Source organism: Streptomyces sp. SID13726, assembly GCF_010548375.1.
GTDB lineage: Bacteria > Actinomycetota > Actinomycetes > Streptomycetales > Streptomycetaceae > Streptomyces.
On sequence record NZ_JAAGLY010000016.1, the window covers coordinates 62,006 to 76,338 of the forward strand.

Below are 14,333 nucleotides of genomic sequence, written 5' to 3' on the forward strand. Positions count from 1 at the left end.
AGGCCGCGTGACACCATCACGTACGTGCTCGACATCGGCTACGCCCTCTCCAACCGCTTCCCGGACCCCCCGCAGACCGACTACCGCCGCGCGGACGTCCGCGCGCTGCGGCACGACCTGTTCTGCGGGGACGTGTACCTCGCCGACACCAAGGCGGACCAGGAACTGTCCACAGCATGGGGATGGGTGCCGGTGCTCGACTTCGCGTGGGCGCTGTGCTCCGTCGTGGAGGAACTGGACCGCGATCCGGCGGGCTCCCGCGCCTCCCGCCCGCAGCGCATGGAGCTCGACTTCACCGAGTCCACCGACCGCATGCTCTTCGAGCGGCGCTTCGGCTGGGTGGACATCGAGGCCGACTGGATGCCGGCCGAGGAGCCCCCGCTCACCTTCTCCCACTCCGACCTGCGCCGTGAGGCCCGGGACTTCCTGCACGACCTGCTCGCCGACCTCGTCGACCTGCACGAGGACCTCGGCGAGAACCCGGCGATCTGGACTCTCCAGGCCCGCTTTCCCCGGGTGTGATCAGGCCTCCGGCAACGCCCGCATGACCTTCTCGGCCAGCTTGCCCGCCGCCTCGCACTCCCGCTGTTCGTCGGGGACGCCCTGGGCGAGGTACCAGACCCGGACCGCGTCCACGGCGTTCGCCGACGTGGCGGCCGGGTCGGTCTGGCCGTTGGCCGTGACGACGATCTGGCAGGCCGACTGGGCGATCTGTCTGTTGGCCTGGAGCCCGCCGACCGTGGTCATCCCGCTGCCCTCCGGCAGATAGAAACTCCCTATCTGGAACTGTCCGTCAGCCTCCCCGTCGGCCGGGACCTTCCACTCGCAGTCGTCCGTCGCGGCCCCCGACTCCAGCTCCACCTTCTTCACGCCCAGGGCCTCGGCCATGGTGTCGTCCGACAGAAGCTTGCAGTAGTCCACCCCCTTGGTCTGCCGCGCACCGATCGGCCCCGAGCCACCGGCCCCCGAGCCGCTGCAAGCTGCGGTGGCCGCCAGACACAGGGCCACCGGGAGGAGAAGGACCAGGCGAAAGGGCAGGGAAGGGAAAAGAGACCGAAGGCTCACGGGTGCTCCCGGAAGTGGTGCGGCGATGTGCGGAGGGACCGACTGATCCTTCCGCGTCCAGACTTCCCGGCTCACCCAGACCCAGTCCACAGCCACACCCGTCCAAGCAGAGCGCAGCGCACCCCCTCACTCCACCCGAATCCCCAACTGCACCGCCAGCACCGGTGCCAGGTCCAGCAGTTGGGCCGTGCTGATCACCGCTCCCGTGAGGCGGTCGACCCCGCGGGCGATGTCCAGCGAGGCGGCACCGCGCAGGTCGACGTCCTTGAGGGTCGCCGAGGTGAAGTCCGCTGCCTTCAGCGTGCAGTCCACGAACTCGACGCGCTCCAGGCGGGCGCCACCGAAGTCCGGTTCCACCAGGACGCAGCCGTCGAAGACGACGTCCTTCAGCGCGGCCGTACGGAGGTTGAGGTAGTCGATCTTGCCGCCGCGGACCACGACCCGCTCCAGGGCAGCGCCGTGCAGCTGGCTTCCGCCGAGGCGGGCGTCGGTCAGCTCGACGTCCCGGAAGGTCGCGCCGGAGAAGTCGGTGCCCACGCCCCGTATGCCGATGAGGGCCGAGTCCAGGAAGCGGGCGTTGCGCAGCGCGGTCTCGTCCAGGGCGCAGCCCCGCAGCGCGCAGTCCATGAACCGGGACCCCGCGCCGTCCTGCCCCACGAAGTCCGCGTCCTGGAACTCCAGCCCGTCATAGTCACCGTCCGGCTCCAACTCCCCGCCCCCGAAGGGCGCCAGCGGCGGCAGCCGCAGCTCCGGCCGCCGCGCGGACTTCACCCGCGCACCCGCGCCACCCGACCCGCTCACCGCACCGGCCCCGCCCGACCCGCCGCCTGTCGCTCTCCTCGCCATGCCCCCCATCCTGCACCCCGCCACTGACAATCCCCCTGACCTGCACAAACACCCCTGATGTCACATTCCGACCCCCTCACGGAGTCATACCCACGACACGCACAACGCCGAGCACAGACCCACACCGAAACGTACAGGAACACACCAAAACACCCCAAACTGAGGGAGACCCACGCCATGCACCGCATCACCGTCATCGGCGGCGGCCTCGCCGGCCTGACCGCGGCCGTCACCGCCGCCGAGGCGGGCGCCAAGGTCACCGTGTACGAGGCCCACCACACCCTGGGCGGCCGGGCCAGGACCGCCGAGGGGCCGTACCGGACGAACGACGGCCCGCACGCCCTCTACAGCGGCGGCCCGCACTGGACCTGGCTCAGGCAGCGCGACCTCGTCGGCCCGCTCGCGCCGATCCCGCCCCTGGAGGCGGCCCGGCTGCGGCTGCGGCACAAGGGCGTCCTGCGCCGCACCCCGCCCTTCGCGATGCTCAAGCTGCTGCGCCCCGGCGCCCGACAGGCCCCGACGGACGTCGACTTCAGGCAGTGGGCCACCGAGCAGGCCGGGGAGGAGGGCGCGCTCGCCGCCGCCCACTACTCCGCCGTCGCGCTCTTCCACCACGACCCGGGCGCCCTGTCCGCCGCGTTCGTGCAGGAACGGCTGCGGCGCGCCACCAAGCTGCCGCCCGAGGCGCAGTATCCGCGCGGCGGCTGGGCCACGGTCGTGGACCGGATGGCCGCCCGGGCCTGGAACCTGGGCGTCCGGATGGAGACCCTGTCCCGCGTCGACACCCTGCCCACCGACACCCCCGTCGTCGTGGCCACCTCCCTCGACGCGGCCCGCCGGCTCCTGGGCGACTCCTCGCTGACCTGGCCGAGCGGCCGTACGGTACTCGTCGACCTCGCCCTGCGCACCCGGCGCGGCGACGCCTTCGCCGTCTCCGACCTCGACGCCCCGGGCTGGATCGAACGGTTCACCGCCCAGGACCGGAGCCTCGCCCCCGCGGGCGAGCAACTGCTCCAGGGGCAGATCCCCATCGCGCCGCACGAGTCGAAGGCCGACGGGGTCCGCCGTGCCGAGGACCTTCTCGACCTGGCCTTCGAGGGCTGGCGGGAGCGGGTCACCTGGCGGCGCGAGTCCGTCGCGAACGGCCGTACGGGCGCCGTCGACCTGCCCGGCACCAGCTGGCGCGACCGGCCCTCGGTCGACCGGGGCGACGGTGTCTACCTCGCGGGCGACCAGGTCGCGGCGCCCGGTGTGCTGTCGGAGGTCGCCTTCAACAGCGCGCTGACCGCCGTATCCCTGGCACTCGGCCGGAACGCCCTTGACCTCAAGCATGCTTGAGGTCGAAGAGTGGGCCTCCTCACGACGGCCTCACGACAGAGGGAGCTCTTCTCATGCACGCCATCCGCCTGCACACCTTCGGCCCCGCCGAGAACCTCTCCTACGAGACCGTGGAGGACCCGGCACCCGGCCCCGGCGAGATCCGTATCGCCGTACGGGCGTCCGGCGTCCACCTCCTGGACGCCGCGCTGCGCGAGGGGCAGCAGGGACCCCTGCCCGAACCGACCGCGCTGCCCACGATCCCCGGCCGGGAGGTCGCCGGAGTGGTCGAGTCGCTCGGCGAGGGCGTCGCCGCGCTCTGGCTCGGCAAGCGCGTGGTCGCCCACCTCGGCTTCGCCCCCGGCGGCTATGCCGAACTCGCCGTCACCGCCGTCGAGCGCGTCCACGAGATCCCCGGGAACCTGGACTTCGCCCAGGCCGTCGCCATGATCGGCACGGGCCGTACGACGATGGGCATCCTGCTGTTCGCAGACCTCGGCCCGGACTCGGTGGCCGTGATCCCGGCGGCGGCCGGAGGGATCGGCACCCTGCTGGTGCAGTACGCCAAGAACGCGGGAGCGACGGTCGTCGGCCTCGCCGGAGGGCCCGAGAAGACGGCCCTGGTGGCGGCCAACGGCGCCGACTTCGCCGTCGACTACACGGACCCGGCGTGGCCAGGGAAGGTCCGCGCCTACCTGGGCGGCCGGCCCGTCACCGTCGTCTTCGACGGGGTGGGCGGTGCGGCGGCCCGCGAGAGCACCGCACTCCTGGGCCCGGGCGGCAAGCACATCGTCTTCGGCTGGTCCTCCGAAGGCATCAAGCCCGGAGGCATCAAGCCCGGAGGCATCAAGCCCGGAGGCATCAAGCCCGGAGGCATCAAGCCCGGAGGCATCAAAGCCGGAGGCATCAAAGCCCAAGGCATCGAGGAGGGGCGCCCCTACCTCGTCGAGGGCGTCTCCGAGCAGGTCCTCGGCCCCGCGATGATGCGGAAGGCGGGCCCCGACCCCGTCCGCACCCTCGAACTGCGCGCCCTCGCCGAAGCCACCGCGGGCCGTCTCACCCCTGCGGTACGGCGCTTCCCGCTCGCCGAGGCCGCCGCCGCGCACCGCGCGCTGGAGAACCGTGCCACGACCGGAAAGGTGGTCCTGGAGCCATGACACGCCCGGATGCGACTCGTACCGATTCATGGTCTTCTGACCGGGTGAGCGTCACCCAGTCAGCCGAACAGGCAGATCCCCGTCGCTGGTGGGGCCTGGTGGTCATCGCCCTGGCCCAGCTGATGGTCGTCCTCGACGCGACCATCGTGAACATCGCGCTCCCGTCCGCACAGCGTGACCTGGGCATGTCCGACGGCAACCGCCAGTGGGTCATCACCGCGTACACGCTCGCCTTCGGCGGCCTCCTGCTGCTCGGCGGCCGGGTCGCCGACCTGGTGGGCCGCAAGCGCACCTTCGTGATCGGCCTGGTCGGCTTCGCCGCCGCCTCCGCACTCGGCGGCGCGGCCACCGGCTCCGGCATGCTCTTCGCGGCCCGCGCCCTCCAGGGCGTCTTCGCGGCCGTGCTCGCCCCCTCCGCGCTGTCCCTGCTGACCACGACCTTCACCGACCCGAAGGAGCGCGGAAAGGCCTTCGGGATCTACGGCGCCCTCGCGGGCTCGGGTTCCGCGATCGGGTTCATCGTCGGCGGGCTGCTCACCGAGTACCTGGACTGGCGCTGGTGCCTCTACGTCAACGTGCCCATCGCGGTCGTCGCCGTCTTCGGTGCCCTCACCCTGCTCCACGACCGCCCCGGCCACGCGGGCGCCCGCCTCGACGTGCCCGGCGTGCTGCTGGGCTGCGGCGGCCTGGTCGCGATCGTCTACGGCTTCAGCGAGGCCGAGCCCCGGGGCTGGAGCGACGCCCTGGTGCTGACGCTGCTCGCGGGGGGTGTCGTACTCCTGGCGGCGTTCGTGTGGTGGCAGTCCCGGGCGCCCATGCCGCTGCTCCCGCTGCACATCGTCAAGGACCGCAACCGCGCGGGCTGCTTCCTGACCATGGGGCTCGCCGTCATCGGGATGTTCGGCCTGTTCCTGTTCATGACCTACTACCTCCAGGTCGTGCTGGCCTACTCCCCGGTGCGGACCGGGCTCGCCTTCCTGCCGATGACCGCCGCGATCATCGTCGGCTCCACCCAGATCTCGGCCCGGCTGATGAACCGGGTGGCGCCCCGCATGCTCATGGTCCCCGGCATGGTCCTCGCCGCGGGCGGCATGCTGGTCCTCACCCGGATGACCGTGGACAGCTCCTACGCCACCGAGATCCTGCCCGCCCTGCTCCTCATGGGCCTCGGCATGGGCCTCACCTTCATGCCGGTGTTCTCCACGGCCACCGCGGGCGTCGCCCCGCAGGACTCCGGGGTGACCTCGGCGACCGTCAACACCTCGCAGCAGGTGGGCGGTTCGATCGGCACGGCCCTGCTCAACACGATCGCCACCACCAGCAGCACCGCCTATGTCACCGCCCACCTGACCGACCCCTCGAAGAGGGCGCTGATCGTCAAGGAGGGCGTGGTGCACGGCTACACGGTGGCCATCTGGTGCGCCGTCGGCATCATGCTCCTGGCCGGCCTGATCGCGGGGGTGATGGTCACGGCGAAGCCGCCCCAGCACGACGCGAGCGCCCCGGCACCGGTGCCGGAATCCGCGGTGTGAGACGTGCCGGTGCTGGTACCGGTGCCGGATCGGTGGCGTGAACGCTCCAGCTCCAGCTCCGGTGCCGGTGCCGGTGCCGGTGTCGGATCGGCACCGCTGCCGGATCGGCACCGCTGCCGGATCAGCGCCATGTACGCCCCGGCACCCCTACCGCATCCGCGCCGTGAACAAAGGGCCCCAGCCCCTCAGCTCCGCCCCGCCACCCGATCCGCCCACCGCGCCAGCCGCGACGACTCCGCGCTGCGGCTCGCGGACTCCCGCCGGTCCGCCGTCCGGTACGTGGCGTACATGCCCTGCACGCCCAGCCAGCGCAGCGGCTCCGGCTCCCACTTGCGGACCTTGTGGCCGACCCACGGCAGTTCCGTCAGCTCGGTCCGGCCGCCCTGCCCGGAGTCCTGCTGCACCAGGTCCCGCAGGGTCCGGGCGGCCAGGTTGGTGGTGGCGACGCCCGAGCCGACGTAACCGCCCGCCCAGCCGAGCCCCGTCGAACGGTCGAGGGTCACCGTCGCGCACCAGTCCCGCGGCACCCCCAGCACCCCCGACCAGGCGTGCTCGATCCGTGTCCCGGCCAGCATCGGGAAGAACCCCACCAGGATCTCCCGCAGCGCCTCGACCGTCTCGCCCTGCGTCCGCCCGTCGTTGTCGGTGCGCGAGGCGAAGCGGTACGGCACCCCGCGCCCGCCCAGCGCGATCCGCCCGTCGGCGGTGCGCTGCGCGTACATGTACGCGTGCGCCATGTCCCCCAGCGTCTGGAGCCCCTCCCAGCCGATCGCCGCCCACTGCTCGTCGGTCAGCGGCTCGGTCGCGATCATCGAGGAGTTCATCGGCAGCCAGGTCCGCCGCTGCCCCTTCAGCGCGGCCGTGAAGCCCTCCGTGCAGCGCAGCACATAAGGCGCACGGACCGTGCCGTACGGCGTCACCGCGTGCTTGGGCCGGATCTCCGTCACCGGCGTCTGCTCGTGCACGACCACACCCAGCGCCTCGACGGCCGCCGCCAGCCCCTTCACCAGCTTCACCGGATGCACCCGCGCCCCGTGCGGCGTCCACGAGGAACCGACCGCGTCCGCGACCCGCACCCGCTGCGCCGTCTCCCGGGCGCCGTACAGCTCACGGTCCTTCTCGCCGTACGACAGCTCGTGCTCGTGGAACGCCCTCAGCCGCGCCAACTGCGCGGGCGTACGCGCCACTTCGAGGACCCCGCCCTTGTGCAGCCCGGCGTCGAAACCCTCTTCGCCGACGACCCGGACGACCTCGTCGACGGTGTCGTTCATGGCCTTCTGCAACCGTACGGCGGCCTCGTGGCCGTGCAGCCTCGCGTACCGGTCGCGGCCCGCGATGCCGTTGTAGAGCCAGCCGCCGTTGCGCCCGGAGGCGCCGTAGCCGCAGAACTTCTGCTCCAGGACCACGATCCGCAGAAACGGCACCGCCTTCTTCAGGTAGTACGCCGTCCACAGCCCCGTGTACCCGCCGCCGACGATCACCACGTCCGCCGAGGCGTCACCGCCGAGTGGCTCCCGCGCCTCGGGAAAGCCGTCGTCCGCGTACCAGAAGGAGACGCCGCCGTTCACGACACTGCTGCTCATGGCCAGGGACGTTAACCCGCCGGCACACCCGCTGTCTCCTTCGGATTCCGCACTTTCACCAGGGGGTGACAACCGAATCCGATCAGTACGGCGGTGAAGTGCCCCAGGTCGGTGAAGGTCCGCCCGGTCACCAGCGGCACCGCGTACACGGCGAGAACACCGGCCCCGTAGCCGTACCGCCAGGGCGCCGCAATCCGGTACACCAGCACCGCCGCCACCCCCGCCAGCGCGTAGCTCACCCCCACGTCCAGCGTGCCCACCGCCGACGCGGGCGCCAGCCCGTGCCGGATCCCCCACAGCAGCGCCCCCTCACTGATCAGCGTGGCCAGCACATGCGCCGCCGCACACACCGCCAGCCACCGCGCGGTCCCCAGCCAGCGCTCGGCCGGCGCGTGGAAGAGGGAGTAGAGGACGGCGTACGGCAGCCAGCGCCCGCCGTCGATCCACATCGCACTGGCGACCAGCACCCGCACCGGATTGCTCGACAGCTCATGGAGGTTGGTCGAGCGCTGCCGCAGGAACTCCTCCTCGAACTCCGGCGACATGTGGTGCAGCGCCACCGTCGTCACGAAGAGAACGCCCAGCCAGACATAGGTGCCCGGGGCGCCGCGGACATACGTCCACACCCTGTGGACACCCCGCCTAATTCGCATGAGGCGATTCACGCACGCCGGTAGGGTCCGAAAGGTGATCGACATCCCGGAGGAACTCGCGGCGACACAGGCGCTCTACAACGGCGACAAGGGACGGGAGTTCATCACCGCGCTGCCCGCACTCGTCGACGAGTTCCTGGAGCGCTGGGAGCTCAGACCGGACGGCACCGCCCTGCACGGAGTCGCCGCCCTGGTCCTGCCCGTCGTCCGCCGGACCGACGGCACCCCGGCCGCCCTCAAGCTGCAACTCCTCGACGAGGAGAGCGTCGGCGAACCCGTCGCCCTGCGCCGGTGGGACGGCGACGGAGCGGTCCGCCTCCTCGACCACGACCCCGTCACCCACACCATGCTCCTGGAGCGCCTCGACTCCACCCGCATGTTGTCCACCCTCCCCGGCACCCGGGACGCCGTCCTCGTCATCGCCGGCCTCCTGGCCCACCTCACCGCGGGACCCGCCCCCGCCGGGATCCGCCGGCTCGGCGACATCGCACAGGCCATGCTCGACGAGACCCCGGCCGCCCTCAGGCGCATCCCCGACCCGGAGATCCGCCGCACCGTCGCCGACTGCGCCGCCGCCGTACGCGAGGTCGCCGGCGAACCCGGCGACCGGCTCCTGCACTGGGACCTGCACGACGAGAACGTCCTCGCCTCCGACCGCGCCCCCTGGCTCGCCATCGACCCCAAACCCCTCGCCGGCGACCCCGGGTTCGAACTCTGGCCCGCCCTCGACAACCGCTTCGAAGCCGACGAGATCACCTGGCGCTTCGACGCCATGACCGACGTCCTCGGCCTGGACCGCGCACGCGCGCGTGCCTGGACGATGGGCCGCCTCCTCCAGAACGCCCTCTGGGAGATCGAGGACGGCCGCGCCGTCGAGGACCGCCAACTCGAGATCGCCCACCGCCTGCGCACCCCGGGAGCCTGACGTGATCCGCCCCGCCACCCCCGCCGACATCCCCGTCATCCACACCCTCATCCGCGAACTCGCCGACTACGAAAAGGCGTTGGACGAAGCACGCGCGACCGAGGAACAACTCCACGAGGCACTGTTCGGCACCCGCCCCGCCGCCTACGCCCACGTGGCCACCGACGCCACGGACACCGTGATCGGCTACGCCGTCTGGTTCCTCAACTTCTCCACCTGGCGCGGCGTCCACGGCATCTACCTCGAAGACCTCTACGTCAGCCCGCGGGCCCGCGGCGGCGGCCACGGCAAGGCCCTGCTCACCGAACTCGCCCGCATCTGCGTCGAACGCGGCTACCAGCGCCTCGAATGGTCCGTCCTCGACTGGAACCGCCCCGCCATCGACTTCTACGAATCCCTCGGCGCCCGCCCCCAGGACGAGTGGACCGTGTACCGCCTCACCGACGAAGCCCTGGTGAAGGTCTCACGCATGCACACCCACTGAACGGGCACGGCTCACCGACATGAGCACCACGCCCCAGCCCGCCTTCATACCCGGCCTCGAACTCGCCCGCCGCTTCTACGCCGAAGCGGTGGGCCCCTTACTGGAGGAGGCCGCCCCGGGCATCCCGCACTCCGCCGCCCGCATCGGCCCCGGCTCCGAGGTCCTCGGCTACGACACCCCCCGCTCCGCCGACCACGAATGGGGCCCGCGCCTCCAGGTCTTCCTCCGCCCCCGGGACGTCCCCCGGCACGCCGGCCGCATCAGACACGTCCTCGCCGAGCACCTCCCGAAGACCTTCCACGGCTACCCCACCCACTTCGCCCCGACCGGCGAGACCCGCGACATCCGCGTCATGCGCGCCACCGACGGCCCGGTCCACCACCGCGTCGAGATCACCCACGTCTCCGCCTGGTTCAAGGCCACCCTCGGCTTCGACCCCACGCCCTCGCCGACCACCGCGGACTGGCTCGACACCCCCACCCAGAACCTCGCCGAGGTCACCGCCGGCGCCGTCTTCCACGACGCCCTGCACGCCCTCGCCCCCGCCCGCACCGCCCTGCGCTGGTACCCCCACGACCTGTGGCTCCACGTCCTCGCCCGCCAATGGCAGCGCATCGCCGACCAGGAGGCCTTCGTCGGCCGCTGCGGCGAGGTCGGCGACGAACTCGGCTCCGCGGTCGTCGCCGCCCGCATCACCCGCGACCTGATGCGCCTGTGCCTCCTGATGGACCGCCGCTACCCGCCGTACGCCAAGTGGCTCGGCAGCGCCTTCGCCCGCACCTCGGCGGGCCACCGCCTGACCCCCGTCCTCACCGCGGCCCTCGCGTCCACGGACTGGCCCACCCGCGAAACACACCTGGCCACCGCCTACGAAACGATCGCCGACCTCCACAACCAACTCCGCCTCACCGACCGAGTCGACCCCACGACCCGCCCGTACTTCACCCGCCCCTACCGCGTCCTGCACGCGAACCGCTTCACCGAAGCCCTCGTCGCCCGCATCCAGAACCCGACGATCCGCACCCACCCACTCACACAAAAACCCAGGCCAGACGATGTCTGACCTGGGTTTTCCAGAGCCGCCTGTCGGAATCGAACCGACGACCTTCGGATTACAAAGCCGGAGCTCTACCAACTGAGCTAAGGCGGCAACGCGCACTACAACGCCGTACACGAGGGCTGCACCACTGTACACAGAGCCAGATTCCCCAAGCCACGAAGTTCCGCACTCACCAGGCCTGAGAACCACGCGTAACCAACCGCGCACCCGTTCGTTAATCGCCCTGACGTGCTGTTCTGAAGATCAGATCGTCAGGGAGGGGTCATGGGGGAGACAGAGGCCGAGCGCGTCAAGCGTGAGGTGCTCGGTATCGGTGACCGCCAAAAGCACCACACGCGCAAGGCGACTCCACTGAAGTCCCACGCCAAGGCGCCCGACACGCAGCACCGCCTGTACCGGTTCCGCTTCTATCCGACCGAGGCGCAGGCCGAGCAGTTGGAGCGGACGTTCGGGGCGTGCCGGTGGGTCTACAACGAGGGGTTGGCGCTGCGCTCGGGGGCCTGGGAGCGGCATCGCGTGAACGTGGGGTTCGCGGAGACGTGTCGGGCGTTGACCGGCTGGAAGCGGAGGGAGGAGACGGCGTGGTTAAGGGATGTGTCGTCGACGGTGCTTCAGCAGTCGCTGCGTCATCTGGATCAGGCGTACGGCCGTTTCTTCAAGGGCGAGGCCAGGTATCCGAGGCGGAAGAAGAAGGGGCGTTCGCGGGATTCGGCGACGTATGTGCGTACGGGCTTCAAGTGGGTGGAGGATCGGGGGCAGCCGGGGACCGGGCTGATCACGTTGGCGAAGCAGTCGGTGCCGTTGGACATCCGGTGGTCGCGTGCGTTGCCCGCCGGGGAGGTTCCGGTTCGATTGTCGGTGACACGAGATCGGGCAGATCGGTACTTCGTGTCGATGCTCGTGGAGGAGCGGATAGCGCCGCTGCCTGTGGTGCTCGTGCCGGAGACGACGGAGCCGAAGGCCACAGGCGTGGATGTCGGGCTGGCGTCGCTGGTGATCCTCGATGACGGGACGAAGTTCGATCATCCGCGGTTGTTGAAGCGGTACGCGGAGAAGTTGGCTCAGTTGCAGCGGGAGCTGCACAGGAAGGTGCGGGGGTCGAAGAACCGGCAGAAGGTCCGGGAGAAGATCGCGCGACTCTATGCCCTGATCAGTGACGTTCGCCGGGACATGCTGAATCAGCTCACCACCCGCCTCGTGCGCGAGAACCAAGTGCTCGTGGTGGAGGACCTGTCGGTGCGGACGCTAATGCGTGCGGCGCGTGGCAAGGGGCGGCGGCGGAAGGCGAAGCTGAACCAGGCGATCGTCGATGCCTCGTGGGGTGAGTTGGTTCGGCAGTTGCGCTACAAGTGCAAGTGGTATGGCCGGACGCTGGTGGTCGTGGACCGCTTCTTCCCTTCGACACGCCGATGCTCCGCCTGTCACGTCGTGGGTCCGAGGATGGATGTCTCGGTTCGGCGGTGGACGTGTGCCGAGTGTGGGGCCTTGCACGATCGTGATGTGAATGCCGCCGTGAACCTGCGGGATGAGGGTTTGCGTCTGCTGGTCGCGTAGCGCGGCTGGTGCAGTACGGACCGACGGGCCGTCGGCCGGAATGCCTGTGGAGCCCGCGTAAGACGAGTCAGGTGCAGCTCACCAGGGCTGTGCGTGGCCCGCGGTGGGCGATGAAGCAGGAAGCCACGAGGCGAGGTCAAAAGTGCGTCGCTCTGCCCCGCTCGAAAATTTCCGCGAAGTTCACAGGGGCACAGGTACTGACATACGCATGAACGCCAGGTACCGTCCTGACCCAGTCCACCTGTGTGGACTACACCACCACCTTCCTACAACGGATCGTCCGGCACGTTCCTGCCGGTAGAAGGGGGCCTCTGAGCCATGGCCACTGTTTCGTTCGACAAGGCGACCCGTATTTACCCGGGTTCCACGAAGCCCGCCGTCGACGGTCTCGACATCCACATCGAGGACGGCGAGTTCCTCGTCCTGGTCGGCCCGTCCGGCTGTGGCAAGTCCACCTCGCTCCGCATGCTGGCGGGGCTCGAGGACGTCAACGGCGGTGCCATCCGCATCGGTGACCGTGACGTCACGCATCTGCCGCCGAAGGACCGGGACATCGCCATGGTGTTCCAGAACTACGCGCTGTACCCGCACATGACGGTCGCCGACAACATGGGCTTCGCGCTCAAGATCGCCGGCATCAACAAGGCGGAGATCCGGCAGAAGGTCGAGGAGGCCGCGAAGATCCTCGACCTCACGGAGTACCTGGACCGCAAGCCGAAGGCCCTCTCCGGTGGTCAGCGCCAGCGTGTCGCCATGGGTCGCGCCATCGTGCGTGAGCCCCAGGTCTTCCTCATGGACGAGCCGCTGTCGAACCTCGACGCCAAGCTCCGTGTGTCGACGCGTACGCAGATCGCCTCGCTCCAGCGCCGTCTCGGCATCACCACCGTCTACGTCACCCACGACCAGGTCGAGGCCATGACGATGGGCGACCGCGTGGCCGTGCTGAAGGACGGTCTGCTCCAGCAGGTCGACTCCCCGCGCAACATGTACGACCGCCCGGCGAACCTCTTCGTCGCCGGCTTCATCGGCTCCCCGGCGATGAACCTCGTCGAGGTCCCGATCACCGACGGCGGTGTGAAGTTCGGCAACAGCGTGGTGCCCGTCAACCGCGAGGCCCTCAAGGCCGCCTCCGACAAGGGTGACACCACCGTCACCGTCGGTGTCCGCCCCGAGCACTTCGACGTGGTCGAGCACAACGGCGCCGCCGCCGACGCCCTCACCAAGGCCGCCGAGGACGCCCCGGCCGGTCTCGCGGTCTCCGTGAACGTCGTCGAGGAGCTCGGCGCCGACGGCTACGTCTACGGCTCCGCCAAGGTCGGCGACGAGCTGAAGGACCTGGTTGTCCGCGTCAGCGGCCGTGCGGTCCCGGAGAAGGGCGCCACGCTGCACGTCGTGCCGCGTCCGGGCGAGACCCACGTGTTCTCGACCTCCACGGGCGAGCGCCTCACCGACTGAGGACGAACCGCAGTAATTCACCCAGGTTGACGAAGAAGGCCCCGCAGAGCGTCTGCGGGGCCTTTTCCGTGCCCGGTCGGTGTCGACAAATACCCCGGCACACCGGGCATTTCGAGCAGTGTGCGTCAACGCTCTACCCAAAAAACGGCACCATCTCATCCCCCGAACCGGTGACTAAATGTCGCCAAATCATTACCGCACGCTACCCTCACACGCGTGAAGCACTCCACTAGCCAACCGACGCGACGCGGCCGGGGCCCCGCCCGCCGTATCGGCCGCTCCCTCGCCCTTGTCCTGCCCGTCGTCCTGGTGCTCTCCGGGACCCTCGCGGTCACCCGAGTGAACTGGTCGGGTGATCCCTCAAGCTCCTCGGTCCTGACCGCGTCCGACGCGACGGTCTCGGACAGCAAGCCGCGCAGCGCGCCGCTCGCTCCCCAGGACGTCCTGCGCGAGCAGCTCCTGACCGAACTCCAGGAGAAGAACCCGGGTATCGCCCTCACCCACCTCCAGGAGGCCGTGAACGACCGTCCGTCGCTCGCCAAGCACTGTGTCTCCATCGCGCGGGCCCTGGGCCGCGCAGCGGTCCGTGTGTACGGCCCCACGCGCGCGCAGTCGTACGCCCGCCCCGTCTGCGACACCTCCTTCGCGACGGGTGTGGCCGCCGCGCACAGCTGACCCGCGACCGGGGACGCCGACCGAGGC

At 70.4% G+C, this 14,333-nt stretch carries 14 protein-coding genes and 1 tRNA gene; 10 read left to right on the forward strand and 5 right to left on the reverse strand.

Annotation, left to right across the window (positions count from 1 at the left end; translation table 11 throughout):
- The first annotated feature begins 24 nt into the window (after positions 1 to 24).
- Complete coding sequence (locus G3I78_RS32895) at positions 25 to 522, forward strand: hypothetical protein (RefSeq protein ID WP_164431387.1); 498 nt, start codon at positions 25 to 27, stop codon at positions 520 to 522.
- On the opposite strand, the gene G3I78_RS32900 is transcribed toward G3I78_RS32895, so the two are convergent.
- Both G3I78_RS32900 and G3I78_RS32905 read right to left on the reverse strand, forming a co-directional pair.
- Positions 523 to 1,008: a hypothetical protein gene (locus G3I78_RS32900; protein ID WP_164431389.1), complete on the reverse strand. Its 486-nt coding sequence runs from the start codon at positions 1,006 to 1,008 to the stop codon at positions 523 to 525. It abuts the gene before it with no gap.
- Positions 1,009 to 1,191: 183 nt separating this feature from the next.
- Positions 1,192 to 1,911 (reverse strand): pentapeptide repeat-containing protein, encoded by a 720-nt coding sequence (locus G3I78_RS32905; protein WP_164431390.1) that lies wholly within the window; start codon positions 1,909 to 1,911, stop codon positions 1,192 to 1,194.
- A 177-nt stretch (positions 1,912 to 2,088) separates the two neighbouring features.
- Here G3I78_RS32905 and G3I78_RS32910 point away from each other — a divergent pair, with 177 nt between their 5' ends.
- From G3I78_RS32910 to G3I78_RS32920, 3 genes are read left to right on the forward strand one after another with little or no spacing between them, the layout of a single operon-like run.
- Positions 2,089 to 3,249, forward strand: a complete 1,161-nt coding sequence (locus G3I78_RS32910) for an FAD-dependent oxidoreductase (protein WP_164431391.1) — start codon at positions 2,089 to 2,091, stop codon at positions 3,247 to 3,249.
- 53 nt (positions 3,250 to 3,302) lie between these two features.
- Positions 3,303 to 4,385 carry a zinc-binding dehydrogenase gene (locus G3I78_RS32915; protein WP_164431392.1) on the forward strand — a complete coding sequence of 361 codons (1,083 nt, stop codon included), beginning with the start codon at positions 3,303 to 3,305 and terminating at the stop codon, positions 4,383 to 4,385.
- Positions 4,386 to 4,429: 44 nt separating this feature from the next.
- Positions 4,430 to 5,917: an MFS transporter gene (locus tag G3I78_RS32920; protein ID WP_164431393.1), complete on the forward strand. Its 1,488-nt coding sequence runs from the start codon at positions 4,430 to 4,432 to the stop codon at positions 5,915 to 5,917.
- 185 nt (positions 5,918 to 6,102) lie between these two features.
- Here G3I78_RS32920 and G3I78_RS32925 read toward each other — a convergent pair whose 3' ends face one another.
- Complete coding sequence (locus G3I78_RS32925; protein ID WP_203615846.1) at positions 6,103 to 7,500, reverse strand: FAD-binding oxidoreductase; 1,398 nt, start codon at positions 7,498 to 7,500, stop codon at positions 6,103 to 6,105.
- 11 nt (positions 7,501 to 7,511) lie between these two features.
- Positions 7,512 to 8,153: a rhomboid-like protein gene (locus tag G3I78_RS32930; RefSeq protein WP_164431394.1), complete on the reverse strand. Its 642-nt coding sequence runs from the start codon at positions 8,151 to 8,153 to the stop codon at positions 7,512 to 7,514.
- Positions 8,154 to 8,187: 34 nt separating this feature from the next.
- Here G3I78_RS32930 and G3I78_RS32935 point away from each other — a divergent pair, with 34 nt between their 5' ends.
- The 3 genes from G3I78_RS32935 to G3I78_RS32945 are packed head-to-tail and all read left to right on the forward strand — an operon-like array spanning position 8,188 to position 10,625.
- The gene (locus tag G3I78_RS32935) at positions 8,188 to 9,078 is read left to right on the forward strand and encodes an aminoglycoside phosphotransferase family protein (RefSeq protein ID WP_343243910.1); all 891 of its coding nucleotides are present in this window, start codon (positions 8,188 to 8,190) and stop codon (positions 9,076 to 9,078) included.
- A 1-nt stretch (position 9,079) separates the two neighbouring features.
- The gene (locus tag G3I78_RS32940) at positions 9,080 to 9,562 is read left to right on the forward strand and encodes a GNAT family N-acetyltransferase (protein ID WP_164431397.1); all 483 of its coding nucleotides are present in this window, start codon (positions 9,080 to 9,082) and stop codon (positions 9,560 to 9,562) included.
- A 19-nt stretch (positions 9,563 to 9,581) separates the two neighbouring features.
- Positions 9,582 to 10,625, forward strand: a complete 1,044-nt coding sequence (locus G3I78_RS32945) for a DUF4037 domain-containing protein (protein ID WP_164431399.1) — start codon at positions 9,582 to 9,584, stop codon at positions 10,623 to 10,625.
- 14 nt (positions 10,626 to 10,639) lie between these two features.
- Here the strand turns inward: G3I78_RS32945 and G3I78_RS32950 are convergent.
- Positions 10,640 to 10,712: transfer RNA gene (locus G3I78_RS32950), tRNA-Thr, on the reverse strand.
- Positions 10,713 to 10,886: 174 nt separating this feature from the next.
- On the opposite strand from G3I78_RS32950, the gene G3I78_RS32955 reads away from it, so the two are divergent.
- The 3 genes from G3I78_RS32955 to G3I78_RS32965 all read left to right on the forward strand — a co-directional run bounded on the left by G3I78_RS32955 (position 10,887) and on the right by G3I78_RS32965 (position 14,306).
- On the forward strand, positions 10,887 to 12,176 hold the full coding sequence (locus G3I78_RS32955) for an RNA-guided endonuclease TnpB family protein (RefSeq protein ID WP_164431401.1): 1,290 nt from the start codon (positions 10,887 to 10,889) through the stop codon (positions 12,174 to 12,176).
- Between the two features lie 318 nt (positions 12,177 to 12,494).
- On the forward strand, positions 12,495 to 13,631 hold the full coding sequence (gene ugpC / locus G3I78_RS32960; RefSeq protein ID WP_164431403.1) for a sn-glycerol-3-phosphate ABC transporter ATP-binding protein UgpC: 1,137 nt from the start codon (positions 12,495 to 12,497) through the stop codon (positions 13,629 to 13,631).
- A 216-nt stretch (positions 13,632 to 13,847) separates the two neighbouring features.
- Entirely contained in the window at positions 13,848 to 14,306 is a 459-nt protein-coding gene (locus G3I78_RS32965; protein WP_164431405.1) for a hypothetical protein, read from the forward strand.
- Positions 14,307 to 14,333 lie beyond the last annotated feature (27 nt).

Bases quoted from the DNA above. Each gene is read 5' to 3' on its own strand.
- G3I78_RS32905 (WP_164431390.1), bottom strand. From the start codon at position 1,911: ATGGCGAGGAGAGCGACAGGCGGCGGGTCGGGCGGGGCCGGTGCGGTG.
- G3I78_RS32910 (WP_164431391.1), top strand. From the start codon at position 2,089: ATGCACCGCATCACCGTCATCGGCGGCGGCCTCGCCGGCCTGACCGCG.
- G3I78_RS32915 (WP_164431392.1), top strand. From the start codon at position 3,303: ATGCACGCCATCCGCCTGCACACCTTCGGCCCCGCCGAGAACCTCTCC.
- G3I78_RS32925 (WP_203615846.1), bottom strand. From the start codon at position 7,500: ATGAGCAGCAGTGTCGTGAACGGCGGCGTCTCCTTCTGGTACGCGGAC.
- G3I78_RS32930 (WP_164431394.1), bottom strand. From the start codon at position 8,153: ATGCGAATTAGGCGGGGTGTCCACAGGGTGTGGACGTATGTCCGCGGC.
- G3I78_RS32945 (WP_164431399.1), top strand. From the start codon at position 9,582: ATGAGCACCACGCCCCAGCCCGCCTTCATACCCGGCCTCGAACTCGCC.
- G3I78_RS32955 (WP_164431401.1), top strand. From the start codon at position 10,887: ATGGGGGAGACAGAGGCCGAGCGCGTCAAGCGTGAGGTGCTCGGTATC.
- ugpC (WP_164431403.1), top strand. From the start codon at position 12,495: ATGGCCACTGTTTCGTTCGACAAGGCGACCCGTATTTACCCGGGTTCC.